Annotated in this window: 8 protein-coding genes; all 8 read right to left on the bottom strand. The window is 37.4% G+C overall.

From position 1 onward, the window contains the following. Positions 1-32 precede the first annotated feature (32 nt). Positions 33-485 (bottom strand): IS200/IS605 family transposase, encoded by a 453-nt coding sequence (tnpA, locus tag CSW08_RS07335; RefSeq protein WP_106658059.1) that lies wholly within the window; start codon positions 483-485, stop codon positions 33-35. A 262-nt stretch (positions 486-747) separates the two neighbouring features. Next, positions 748-1,878, bottom strand: a complete 1,131-nt coding sequence (locus tag CSW08_RS07330) for a Gfo/Idh/MocA family oxidoreductase (protein ID WP_106659263.1) — start codon at positions 1,876-1,878, stop codon at positions 748-750. A gap of 30 nt (positions 1,879-1,908) precedes the next feature. After that, positions 1,909-2,772 (bottom strand): sugar phosphate isomerase/epimerase family protein, encoded by an 864-nt coding sequence (locus CSW08_RS07325; protein WP_106659262.1) that lies wholly within the window; start codon positions 2,770-2,772, stop codon positions 1,909-1,911. Positions 2,773-2,788: 16 nt separating this feature from the next. Beyond that, positions 2,789-4,306 (bottom strand): MFS transporter, encoded by a 1,518-nt coding sequence (locus tag CSW08_RS07320; RefSeq protein WP_106659261.1) that lies wholly within the window; start codon positions 4,304-4,306, stop codon positions 2,789-2,791. A gap of 42 nt (positions 4,307-4,348) precedes the next feature. Then, a complete protein-coding gene (locus CSW08_RS07315) occupies positions 4,349-7,876 on the bottom strand; it encodes a PVC-type heme-binding CxxCH protein (protein WP_106659260.1) in 3,528 nt (1,175 codons plus the stop codon). A gap of 264 nt (positions 7,877-8,140) precedes the next feature. Then, a complete protein-coding gene (locus CSW08_RS07310; RefSeq protein WP_106659259.1) occupies positions 8,141-9,556 on the bottom strand; it encodes a DUF1593 domain-containing protein in 1,416 nt (471 codons plus the stop codon). 215 nt (positions 9,557-9,771) lie between these two features. Next, complete coding sequence (locus CSW08_RS07305) at positions 9,772-12,387, bottom strand: glycoside hydrolase family 31 protein (RefSeq protein ID WP_106659258.1); 2,616 nt, start codon at positions 12,385-12,387, stop codon at positions 9,772-9,774. 246 nt (positions 12,388-12,633) lie between these two features. Beyond that, positions 12,634-14,340 carry a RagB/SusD family nutrient uptake outer membrane protein gene (locus tag CSW08_RS07300; RefSeq protein WP_106659257.1) on the bottom strand — a complete coding sequence of 569 codons (1,707 nt, stop codon included), beginning with the start codon at positions 14,338-14,340 and terminating at the stop codon, positions 12,634-12,636. Positions 14,341-14,354 lie beyond the last annotated feature (14 nt).

Genomic DNA, 14,354 nt, shown 5'->3' with positions numbered 1-14,354 from the left:
AATAAACTACCCCGGGGCAGAGCCCCGAAGTATTAGAAATCAAAAAGTGTAAGCTGAGCTTCATATACCTTTTGATATTTTATTTCTTTACCTTGATTTTCAATATATTTTTTGATAACATCTTTGTTCCCGTATTGACCTACTGTGTTTGCATAGTAACCACTTGTCCAAAAGTTTCCTCCCCAAAGCTTTGTCTTCACTTCAGGAAATCGTCTGAAAATTTCTTTCGCCGTGATACTCTTTACTTTCATACAAATTTCACTCACCGACAAACTGGGAACACTTTGTATTAAAAAATGAACATGGTTTTCTTCATAACCAACTTCCACAAAATGTATTTCATAGCGTTGTGACAAATCAATACATATTTCTTTCAAACCAAATCCAACTTCCTCTGTAATAACTGAATTCCTATATTTTACAGGAAAAACTAAATGATACAGAAGTAATGTTTTGTTATGTCTTTTTAAAATATGATCATCCATAGTTCAAAACTACACTTTTTCAAAGTGTTATGAAAAACCATCCGTTTTTCAAACTTTTCCTCTATTGTCCCCGAGGCAGAGCCTCGAGGTATTTTCTTCGAATAAAAACTATAGGCTGGAAATGAAAATTTCTATCGTGAGAAGCAATCTGTTTAATTTTAGTTCCTCTTCATGAGATTGCTTCGTGCCTCGCAATGACACAAAAAAAATCCCGAATTATTACACTCAGGATTATTTATCTTATTTTAAATAGTTAAGTGCCTTATTTATCACCAAATGTAAAGTCAGGCAAGTTCATTTGTTTACCACCTTGCAAAGCTGACTCATGAGCCAAAATCCCAACACAAGTCATGTTGGCAGACTGTTTTGCATTTGGATAAGGTTCTGTGCCTTTTACAAGCGCATTTACAAACTCATGTACCAAATGCGGATGTGAACCACCATGTCCTGCGCCTTGCGTGAAAGACAAATGCTGCTTATCGTCCGTATCATAAACCCCTTTTGTTGTAAAACGTTGGATTTCCTCAGGTAAATAATGGGCGTAATCTGGCGATTCTACCTCTTGTGGAATCTCAGGCTCTGGTTTTTTAGCGGTATGCACCACTAATGGATGTCCTTCTATAAGCGGCCATTCCACCGATTTCTTAGAACCATATACTTCAAAGCTTTCCCTATACTGGCGTGCCACATCAAAAAGGGATCGGTACACATGGGCACTTACATCGGAGTTACGGAATTTAATATGGGTACTTTCTACAGCAAATGGCGAATTATATAAAGGAATAAGCTCTTCTCTAATCGTTCCAGAACCGAAGCAAGATACATATTCTGCCTCTGCCTTTGTTAATGCTAATACGGGGCCGACACAATGGGTTGCATAATGCATAGGCGGCAATCCGGGCCAATAATTAGGCCAACCGTCCATATCCTGTTGGTGACTCGCTTTTAAATATTGGATTTTACCTAATTCGCCTTTATCGTAAAGTTCTTTCATAAACAGAAACTCACGAGCATATACCACCGTTTCCATCATCATATAGGTTAATCCTGTTGACTTTACCAACTCGACTATTTGTCTGCATTCGTCTACCGTCGTTGCCATGGGTACCGTACAAGCCACATGTTTCCCTGCTTTTAAGGCTTTAATGGATTGCTCGCCATGATTGGGAATGGGCGTATTGATATGTACAGCGTCTATATTCGGGTCTTTTAATAACTCGTCATAATCTGTGTAACGCACGTCGATACCAAACTCATCCCCGATGTCGTTCATTTTTTTCTCGTTACGCTGGCAAATAGCATACAATACAGCATTGGGATGCTTTTGATAGATGGGGATAAATTCGGCTCCAAAGCCTAGACCTACTATGGCCACATTTATTTTTTTACTCATAATTTTAAATATTTTTAATACATGTATTTATTATTCGGCCGCCCATTTCTTTAAGAACTTAAGCCCGTCTTTTGCAAAATCGTCCTGCGTATCCGCTTTAGGCGTCCAAAAACAAACGGCTCCAGCCAATTCTACATTTTTTGTGGTGAAACTTTCAATAGAAACTACACCTTTATAGCCAATCGCTTCAAGTCCCTTTTTGTAGGCATCCCATGGCGTTTGTCCGCTTCCCGGAGTCCCTCTGTAATTTTCGGAAACCTGAACATGGATCAATTGGTCTCCAGCTGCTTTAATGGCACTTTCTACATCGCGTTCTTCAATACTCATGTGAAAACTGTCAATCATTACTTTAGCCGCAGGATGATTGATGTCCTTTACCATCCGGAGCGCATCGTCTGTGGTATTAACCAAATCTGATTCAAACCTATTTAAAGGTTCCAAGGCTATATTAAGTTTCCGTGCTCCAGCCATTTCAGAAACAGTCCGCAAATTCTTTACCGCCAAATCCCATTCAGCCTTTCTTTGATCTGGACTAAGCATTCTTGCTTTACCAACAGCCGAATACATAGGCCCTGCAAAAAAAGAAACCCCTAATTCAGCACAGATGTCCAAACAGGATTCTATGTATGAAAGTCCGTTTTGCTGAACCTGTTTTGATTCGTTAGTTAAATCCCTTGAATTTCCAAACGCCCCACAAATGACTGTCTCTAAACCATAATCGTTTAAAGCGGTCTTTACTTTTTTTACATCAATGAGCGTAGGGTCTTCCACTGCTATTTCCACCACATCAAACCCAAATTGGGCTATTTTTGGAAAAAGCTCCTGAATGGTTTCGGTTGTAAATGGGGATGCCCACAACCACGTGCTTACGCCATATTTTATATTCAACGCCATTTAGTTTCCTTTCTTTTTAATCGGTTTGTTTTGTTAGTGCCACAGCGGCGTAACCGCCTTTACTTCTAAAATAAAAGATGAGCGCCATATAACTTATAAACATTAAAATAGGAAATATAACAATGTATCGTAACGCCTCTTTTTTAGATTCATGCTGAATCTCTATGATCGTCGCAACTTCTGTCTCAGAGGCATTCTCGAATTTTATTTGATCTAAGGCTCTGTAATCTCCAAAAATACTGGTTTTTTCTTCAGTAATGTAGTTCTGACTTAACTCGGTATTTTGCTTCATATCATAGTCCCGGATACCTTTTTCAATAGAACTATCTTGTACAAATCCTATAACACCAGCACCAATAACGCCTGCTGCTATCATACCCAAGCCGCCAATAATATTTAGCGTAAGGGCACCTCCTTTAGGAAATCGTTCTGCCACCACCCCAAGCATGGTAGGCCAGAAAAACGCTTTACCAAATCCGTAAATGGTTGCCGCTACCAATATCATGACTCCAACAGAATAGGATAAGAAAAATAATCCCACAGCAGCTACTAACGAACAAATGGCCAACAACCCAAGTGGTGAAACTCTATGAATGATGGAACCAGCAAATAATCGTAACACAAACATAATCGCGGATGTATACACGAGAATCCACCCTGCCTGAAGTCCTATTTGGGTCATTGCCGGTGTCATTAAATCCGTAATCCAACTATCTGTACCCAACTCTGTAACAGCAAGTGGTATCATAATGACCAAAAGAATCACAAATAGTGGTTGTCCGAAACTCTTGGTATATAAGCCAAACAATAAGGTTATTAACATAATAACGGCCACGTTTAACCAAATTGCCCATCCAAATACCTCACCTAATTGAAATACAATAATGGCAACAATTACCAAGGCGCCAACCGCACCAACTTCCTGTAACATTTCCTTGTAAGATACACCAGCCTGTACGCGTTCGTTTAAAGGGAATTTTCTACGCAGCATCATGATACCATACACCAAGGTTGGTATTAATGTTAAGGCTATTTTATACTCCCATGGTACATCGGTTCCCATTAACAAGGCAATGATACCACCAAGTACCAATCCGCCTGGCCAACCTGCATGAAGCATGTTTAACCATTTTGTTTTATCTTTTGAAAACATGGTTGCCACGACAGGATTTGCAACAGCTTCTACAACTCCATTTCCTATAGCACCAATAAACGTGGCAAGATATAGCGTGCTATATCCGTCAGCGGTAACCGTTAAAATAACGGAAGTTACATGACAAATAAAGGCAAAGCCCAAAGAGGTTTTATAGCCAATTTTGTCAACCACCAGACTGAAAAGGACAATACTAATGGCAAATGGCCACAAACCAACACCTGAGATTTCTCCCAGTTGTGTTTGGGTAAGATTAAATTGAACACCCCATTCTGGCAACACTATTGCCCGAAGTATAAATCCAAAAGCCGTTGTTACAATCGCTATAAAGCATGTTAAGAACAACAATCTATCAGGCGCAGAATTCGTTTGATTATCCATAAAATAAAATAAATTGGTTAGTAATCTTATTTAGTTTTTAGTTTAGTTTACTCGTAAAATACCTTTCATGATTCGCCAGTGGCCTGGGAATGTACATATATATGGATAATCTCCAGGTATATTGGGCAGCTTAATTGTAACCGTATAACTACCGCCTGTATTGATTAATGGCGTAGAAGCCAATACTTCTGGCATGACCGGTACATAATTCATATTCTGTCCGTTTGGATCGCTAGCTAATTTATCTGCCGCCGCACCAACAAGTTCCATTGTGCCTGGCTTAAGAAGCAATAAATTGTGCTGCATGAAATCTGGATTGTTAAGTACGATTTGAATGGTAGTCCCTGCCTTGGCAGTTATCAATTCCTTATCGTACTTCATCACATCTTTTAGTGTATTCAACACAATCACCTGATCGACATTTTCAACGACCTCTGTTCCTGCGGATTTGTCAAGAATTTCAAGTTTACCATTTTCAAAAGCAGTGGATCTTGAGAAATAATTATCCGGATAATTGGCAACTTTATCAGCACCAAGGCTTCTTTCAAAACCAACTCTAAGTCCTAAATCAAGATTCTTCTTAAATAAACCAGCTGTTTTAGCAGAACCTGCCGCTTTGCCGTTTATGGTCAGTTTCATGGTACCATCTTCTTGTAAACCTGCTGTAAAAGAGAACTTATTTGGTAATGGTTCTGTAGTGATTACTTTGTAAGCTTTCCCATTTTGGTTAATTACAAAATTCAATTGGTTCTCCATAAAATAAAGTCCGTAACCGTCCCTACGATTCCCTTGAACCATAATAACGCCCGCATATCCTGCTGGTTCATCATCTCTTTGCCTTAATTCTACATCGCCAGAAACAATCCATTCATTATTACCAACTTCTGGAGTCAATGGTACGGCTTGTCTAAACATTCTTCGTAAAGGAAGCACATTTAAACGCGATCCAAATGCTAGTTTTTGAGCCAAAGACGCTTCCATTAACGACGGATTCAAATTCAATCCTCTTTTTGAAAACTCTGCTCTAAAGCCGCGTTCATTGAGCTTACTTGAAATCGTCAATGCATGTTTTAACCACATATCAGCAAAGTTTTCTGGTTTCTCTGCCATATTCACAAGCGCACGTCCGATGCCATCAGATTCAGGCATTTCGGTCGTTGCTAAAACAGCCGCTAACCGTACCCTAAAATCGGTGTCATCAAAAAGACCTGCAGCATCCATAGCATCAAAAGATGGTGCTGTTTTTGGCAATACTTGTACGGCAGCTCTTCTAACACCTGCTGAAGGATGTGATAATGCTTTGGTAGCCACCTTGAAAGCTTCATCATTAGAACCATCAAATGCTCCCAACCCATGAAGTGTCCATAAGGCGTGTATTGCTGGTGCGTTGATTCCTATTTCGTCAACAGATTCACTCTGTACCACCTTATATAATTCAGGAAACACCGAGGTATCTTTGTTTTCAACCAATAATCGTTGTGCATGAGTTCTCCAAAGCATGTTGTTGTTAGAAATGGCCTTAATAAGACCTGCTTTATCATCTTTACTTAAGGTCAGGGTACTTTTTTTATCGTGTCCTTTATATATGACTCTGTAGATACGTCCGCGTGAACGATCTCTAAGCGGATTGACATACGCATTTCCATAACCATTATAGGCATCTACTCCTGCAGAACCAGCTGATGGTGTTGGGTTGTGTTGAATAATGAAATTATACCAATCTGCTATCCATACGGCACCATCTGGACCCACTTCCGCTTGTATCGGACTAGCCCATTCATCACCGCTCGTCAACAAATTCCAACCATCGCCGTCTTCAATAAAGCCAGCACCTTCTTGTTTTAAATTCACTTTATGTACCAATCTACCTGTTGGTTCGGTAACAAACGCCACACTATTCCAATACGATTTAGGAAATTCCCTGGCCGTATATAAACTGTGTCCAGCTGCTGCCGTAAAACCTTCCATAACATCTACTTGACGCAGGTTTTTAATGGCATAACGCATATCGTAATGGGAGTCTAACTTAAGAATGCCATTTTCATCCAGACCAGCTTTTTCAAAATAGCGTTTAGGCAATCCGAAAAATGCGGAATGCGTATTATTTGCTGTTGATATAAATACATCAAATTCTTCTGAGAAACCAAGCCCCCAAGTATTGTTGGATGCATTGCCTAAATGTTCTATATCTCGTGTATTCGGATCAAATTTATACATGGCGTTACCAAATGAAAGGGAATCGTTTCCTCCCTGTTTTGAAACCCCATTAAATCTAGAATATCCAACCATGCCCCAAATATCATTATCTAACCCATAGCGTAAGTTTGAAGATTGTGCATGGGTATCATTTTTACCCCAACCAGGTAAAATATCTTCCCTTACATCGGCAACATCATCGCCATTAGTATCTTTTAAAAATAAGAATGATGGCGACTGACTCACAATAATACCACCATTAGAAAATACAAAACTGGTCGGGATATTTAGCTTTTCAGCAAACGTGGTTACTTTATCTGCTTTTCCATCACCATCGGTATCTTCTAATATTTTGATTCGGTCGTCTCCCAATTCATCTTCTTTTACTTCATTCGGATAATCTACCGTTTCAATAACCCAAAGCCTTCCTTTTTCATCCCAGTTCATATACATAGGGTTGAAAATCATAGGTTCAGAGGCAAATAATTTCAACTCAAATCCAACAGGCACTTGCATTAAAGACATGGATTCTTCCGGCGTTAAAGGTTCTTGAACCCTAGGTGCTGGATCTCTCTTCTCGTAATTAGGGACTAATCCATCAACATATTTGGGTTGTGCAATAAAAACCTTTTCAAGATTTGCTTTGGCCTTGTCTCCTACTGCCCACATTAAACCATTCTTAACCAAGTCTAAAAATCCTTGGTTTGTGAATGTTCTCGTATCATGACCAAAAGCCGTATAGAATACACGTCCTTCTCCATATGGTCTTACCCATGTATATGGCTCATGGTGGTCGCCTTCTACACGTTCGCCCAAAACTTCAATGTTAGGTGAAATTTTATCGTGTACATAAGTTTCATCCACGGTTTTAAAGTCTGTAATACCATTCATCACCTCGTGATCTGGTTTTAAAATCACATTCTGAATCGTATCAAACTTATGGCTTTTAAACTGGCCACCAATCATTTCCACAACCTCATCATTATTTCTAAAACAAAAGGACGCCGAATGCAAGGCTATTAAGCCTTTGCCACTTTTAACATAATTGAGAAGGGCATCTGCCTGAGAATCGGAAATGGTATCGTGATTGGCATACACAATCAACCCTGCATAATGATCTAAATTCTCTTTGTTTAAATCGTCTGGATTATCGGTAAAGGAAATATTGATACCGCTCCTGAAATATTCCCTGGATAAAATACCCGCCAATTTATGGGAATCGTGGTTGGAGTTATTCTTATGTCCTAAAAAAAGGATCTCCATTCTTTTAGGCATATCATCTACAGTTTCAGATGACTTACTTTTACAGGAGCTAATTAAAATCCCAAAGGACATTACAATGGCTAGCTTAAGCCAAATTTTTTTGTTTTGCATTGTTAGTTTAATTAAGTTGAGTTTGGTTTTTTGTTGTTTAAAACCATACCTATTACATTATATTTAAGAGGTCGGTAACTTAAACAACATACCAAAATAGTGTTTTTTTTACACTTAAAAATTAATAACTATTTTTTTTGACTTTTTTTAACAAATTAATTCTAAGTGCGGTGTTTTTATGATTTTATAAAAAAACCGATTTTTAAAGGCTGGCTTTTGGTTAATACTAAATCAACAAATACTTTCTTATGAGCTTTGATAAATTTATTTTGAATCAATAATAATGCGTCTATAACTTGTTAATTCTGGCATGCCGTTATCCGCCACTTCACAAATTATATGGAAATTTTTTCCAGCGGAATCCAGAGGCAATTTAATACTAGCCTTGTTTGTATTGGCATTATCAATATTGATTTCCTTCTTATAAGTTCCAGCTTCTGGAATGATCCACCATTTAAAACTAAGTTGGTCTTTCTCCATATCAAATGATTTTGAAGCATCCAGCATAATTTCCTTGCCAGCTTTCTTTTTAATATCGATGGGAGCGATACTTTTATCGTTATTAACAATTATTATTGGGTTTCGATTTCCCTTTCCATCTTTGGCCCAGTCCATACGGGCGGCAAAATTGTTAAAAATAGCGGGATAAAAATATTTGAAATAATCTGTACTGATTTCATAGGGCTTTCCTGTATAATTGGTATAAGATTGCGTTAAGGTATCTCGACTTACGCCAAATTCAAAATAGCCACTCCAACTAACTTGTGTTGGTACATCTGGATTCGATAATCCTATTGGCATCACATGCATAAAAGCAGGAGTATCGCCTTCAACACCCCATTTATATTTGGGATATAATGCGCCAAGATTGCCATGGTTTTGAATGTGAAGCGCATAATGATCCCAATTACTCTTGCCAATTTCGTTTTGATGCTTCCAAGCGGATTCATCCCAAAAAAACATAAGGTCTTTTTCAAATTTCCTCATCCATTGATGGGAGCTTTTGGCATATGAAATGGTATCTCCCTGCGACCATGGTCTGTCCTGATCGGTAATGGTATAAACACGGAATTTATTCAAAAAAGTCTTTAGCTCTTCAGGTGTTCGCTCTTTTTGTACACGCCAGATGGCTTGGGCAAAGGTGTTGCTACCACCCCAAACGGTAATCCAAATAGGGCGATTGTCATTTTCACTAGCTAAATCAATAATAAAATCACTTCCTTTTGAATTGTTGTCTTCACCAATGAACTTCATTCCCATTTTTGTACTACCGAGCATGGTTCGTGATCGCAAATAATCAGCGGTAGGCCAGTAACCAATTTTCTGCTTTGATTCATCGTCAGCAAATTTTTCCTGATTGGATCGTCTTTTCAAATTGGGCAAATCTTTTTCATAAGCATTCAACGCATCGTAAATAAGATCAATACGTTCTTTCCCGCCAGTATTGCTCCAACCTGTTGTAGCAATAAGCGCTTCAACCTCAAATTGGTCTACATGGGCTAGCAACCGGATGCTAGACTCCATATCATCGGGTTCAATATCATTGGGAGCAATATCGGTTAATACTACGATTCGTGGTTTTAATGTTTCGCTTAATATTGCTTTGTTTTTTTGCTGACAGACAGCAGGCGAAACTATAACAAGCAATAAGCTAAATATTATAAAAAGGCTTGATTTCATAAATCGAATATCCATGAACAACCGAAATTTAAAGTGGTGTAATCATTAAAACAAATTTTAATTTGCATAAATATAATAACTTCTAGGATATCATATTGAATTACACCTGAACACTTCCGTGAATTTAGAAAAAATTTAAGCAATGTAATAGAGTAATATCTTTAAAAAAATCCTGAGTTTATAGCTCAGGATTTATATATATTTAAAATAAGGAATTACTTTTTAATCACTACTTTTTTCCCATTATAAGTTACTGTTTTTGTAGGTATTGCTTTATCAATGCCTATCTCACTGTTCTCTTTTACAAACACAATATTAAAGGTTCTATTTTTAAGCATGCCTTCAAACGAGCCTTCTCTTTTATCAATATTTAGTGTTTGTTTTTTATTATCCCAATTAAATATAATATTAGAAAAAGCGCCTGTTTCATAATTATAGTTAGTACCTTCATCTTCATATAAAGTGAACTGTCCATCGGCACCTTCATATACTCTTATTTCAGTAACACCAGAGGGCTTATCCTCAGTACTTTGCATGAAATCGCCCATAGGAACTATAGAGCCTGCTTTTACAAAGAGTGGTATTTTAGAGATAGCTGCATCAGCTTTAACGGTTTGTCCGCCATCAAACTGTTTCCCTGTCCAAAAATCGAACCACTTGGTATCTTTAGGCAAATACACATCTAACTCGGTAACGCCTTCATCAGTAACCGGAGCTACTAAAAATGATGGTCCAAACATATACTCGTAATTCTGTTTTAAAGCCATCTCATCGTTGGCAAAATCCATGACCAAGGGGCGCATGATTGTACCATTATTAAACGTAATATCTGCCGCTTGAGAATAAATGTAAGGCAGTAAACGATAACGTAGGTTTAAATAATTCAAGGCTTCTTTTTCCATTTTTTCGCCATAACGCCAAAACTCGGTATTGGTTTGATAGCCATGGACTCTTTGCAAGGGAGCGAATGTTGCAAATTGAAACCATCTTAAAAAACGCTCTTGATATTCGGCACTTTCATATTGGCCGCCTCCAGGACGGAAGAAACCGCCCGCATCAAAGGTCCACCAAGGCATACCAGTAATAGACATATTCAGTCCACCTGTAATTTGTCGTTTTAAAGTTTCCCAATCATGACCAACATCACCGCTCCAAACTGCTGTGGAATAGCGTTGCTGACCCGAGAATCCGCTTCTGGTAAGAATAAAAACGCGTTCATCAGGCGCATCTTTACGCACCCCATCATAAATGGTTTTTGTAACATACATGGGGTACACATTTCGCACAACCTCACCGGGCATAGTACCATTATTAACCATTCTACCTTGAAGATCATCATTTTCAGGTTCTGTAGCATCTTGCCACCAACCATCAATTCCGAGCTTTAAAAGTTTATTGCTGAAATTTTGCCAATAGAAATCGGCTGCTTTTTGATCAAAAAAATCAACCCATTGTGTTTCTGGTATGTAAAACCCTTTTTCCGTAAATTCTTTCCCAAGCTCTGATACTGGATCTATTTTAGACCATACAGATACCATTAAACGCATATCCATATCGTGCAATTCCTGCACCATTTTTGCAGGATCTGGATAATTACTTTCATCAAATTTCATGGCATTCCAACCGTATTTGCCCCAGTATTGCCAATCTTGAACAATCATGTCGATAGGAAGTTTGCGCTTTCTAAATTCGCGCGCATTTTCCAATAATTCATCTTGGGTATTAAAACGCTCACGACAATGGATGTAACCCAAAGACCAAATGGGCATTAATGGTGCTTGCCCAGTCAAATTACGGTAATTTGAAATCACGGCATCGGCATTACCAGAAAACACCACATAATCTAAAACATTGGCAACTGGTGAACGAAATACGGTTTCATCTTCCACTTTTCTGTAGTAAACAACAGGTTTGTCGTTGCGCTCACCTGTTACAAGAATTTTATGCTCTCCAGCTTCCAATTCAATAAACTCACTGGTGGTAGGTGGCAACCAGGGATTTCTAAAATCTATGATATCTTTACCATCAATGGCCACTTGCCATCGTCTTGCCATTTTTTGACCAACATCTAATAAAAGCGCATATTTCCCTGATTCCTTGACCGTAAATGTTCCTGTAAATAGTCCTTCCTGCCGTCTTTCACGTCTGGTACCTTCGGTGGTTGTTACGTCAACCGAAATGGCTTCCCCATCCGTTCCTGCTGGTTTTAATTCAATAACTTGGTCTGCTGGATTAAAATCGGTCAATCCATAGTTATGCCAAAGCAAACCGTACCCTTTACTGGACATGATAAACGGTATGGAAATTTGTGTATTAACCTGCGTTAAACGTCGTGGTAATGTGCGGATATTTAAAAACCCGTCTTGAAACTGACCTGTACCATATAAATATTCATCTTTTGGGGATTCGAAAGCTTGCTCAACTATATAAGTTGGCTGACCTTGAACAGTGCTCGGAGTAAACACACGGCTACCCGGTTTTTCTGTTAAAAGAACTTTACCAGCAGTGTCTTTATAAGTCAATGCTCCTGTTTTTTTATCAATGGCCACTTTCATTTTTGAAGTACTGACTTCTAACTCCGAATCTGTTTCTGATACATTAAATTTAGGCACTTCTAATGAGGAAGTAAAAACCAGTTCTTCATGGTTTATATTTTTGAAATCTTTCCCGAATTGAATTCTAACGGCACCATCTGATAATGGAGTGATGTGCATTTCGCCTCCATCTAGGGAAACAATCACTTTATCAGGTTGCTTGGTGTGGTTTTTTACAGATTGCCCTATGCAAAATGCAGGTAATAGTAAAAAAATAAAAATCTTTTTTAATTTCATATTTAGTCATGTTTTAAAATAAGAATAAAAAAATTCCAAGCTAGAAGCTCGATTTTTTAAAATTATTTATTCTTGTTTATAAAATTATATTGGCATAAACTTTATTAAAATGTAAAAATAAAACAAAATAAAAGATTGATTACAAATAAGTTATATAATTGACTGAAATTTAGTTTATAAAAAAAATGTGCCATTTTAATAAAATAAATGACACACTTTAATTAACTAAATTTACTAACTAAAATTTTAATTATCCCAACCTGGTGTTTGAGTTATAGTTCCATCATTTCTAAGAATTTCACTTCTTTCAATAGGCAATAAATACATTTCAGGTAAAAATGTTCTATCTAACAATAAAACAGGTGTATATGTTTTAACATTACCATCTTTAATAATATCCATACCGTATATTGGTCTGTTTTCAATATCTTCTGCTATTTTCCATCTTTTAACATCCCACAATCTATGTTCTTCAAAAGCTAACTCAACTCTACGTTCATTATAGATTCTCTTTCTTAGGTCTTCACCAGTAACATTATCAGGTATAGCAGGCATATCAACACTAGTTCTTTCTCTTACTTTTGAAAGATAAAGTCTAGCTGTAGCTTCGTCACCTAATTCAAATTTAGCTTCGGCATAGTTAAGATAAATTTCACCTAAACGGAATATTATCCATGGGTTAGTATAATTTGTTTGCCAACTAATATCTGTATTGTCGTCTGGCATAAACTTTCTTATAATATAGTTTGAACGCGGATTATCACTACTTTGTTTGTAGGAATCAAATCCGTAAGTACTACCATTAGGTGATACCCACATTTCGAAAGTATCTCCATGATATTCACTTTCATCATGTATTACTGAAGCATCTAAACGAGGATCTCTATTAGCATAAGGATTTTGAGGATCATAACCAGAAGCAGGATTTATAGTTTTAGTATAAGTTTTACCAGAACCTGAATAAATAAAAGGAGGCTCTCCATTAGTCATATCATAATCGTCAACTAAGTTTTGTGATGGGCCATTACTGGACCACCATCCACCATACGCACCATAACGGCGTCCTAAATTATGCATAGGCGCTTGATGGAAATTAGTTGCTGAAAATTGTTTAGAAAAAATGATCTCATTGTTTGCAGATCCACTTGGTTGATTAAAAAGTTCCTCATAATCTCCATGTAATGTATATCCGCTAGTTAATAGAGCTTCAGCAGCATCAGCGGCTTTTTGCCATTTTGCAAGATCTTTAGTAGGACTGAATAGTGGGGAAGCAGCATATAAAAGCATACGAGATTTTAATGCTTTCGCAGCATCTCCAGTAGCTCTACCAAAATTACCATCAGATGATGCATATCTAGCAGGTAAATCAGCAATAGCAGCAGTTAAATCAGCTTCAATAAACGCAACACATTCAGCAAAAGTATTCCTTTCAAAACTATACTCATCACCTAAGTTATAAGTTTCTGTAATAATAGGTACACCACCAAATCTTTCAATAAATTGAAAATAAGTATAAGCTCTTAAAAATTTTGCTTCAGCAATTAATTGTGCTTTATTTCCAAATTCTAGACTAGTTTCCTCCATTTTGTCTAGAAAAAGATTGATTTTTCTAAGATAACTAAACCCCGTGTTCCAGAAATAAACATTTCCACCACCAGTCCAATGGGTATTAGCAACACTTGTAATATTATCAGGATTGATGTTACCTCTAGAGTAATTACCAATATCCCATGAAATGCTATTAAATGATTCATCTGTAGCTTTCATTTGCATATGTATTTTGTATCCATGTTGTATAACATTATACAAATTAGTATGGTATGCCTGTGTAAGTTTGGCATCATTCCATACTGATGCTTCGCTAATCTGATCGATTGGCGTAAGGTCGAGAATGTCATCGCTGCATGAATAACATGCGCAAATCACTGTAATTAATAAAATTAATTTTTTCATTTTCTTTCTTTTTT

This window comes from Confluentibacter flavum, from assembly GCF_002843175.1.
Lineage (GTDB): Bacteria > Bacteroidota > Bacteroidia > Flavobacteriales > Flavobacteriaceae > Confluentibacter > Confluentibacter flavum.
This window is presented reverse-complemented; position numbering and strand designations above follow the sequence as displayed.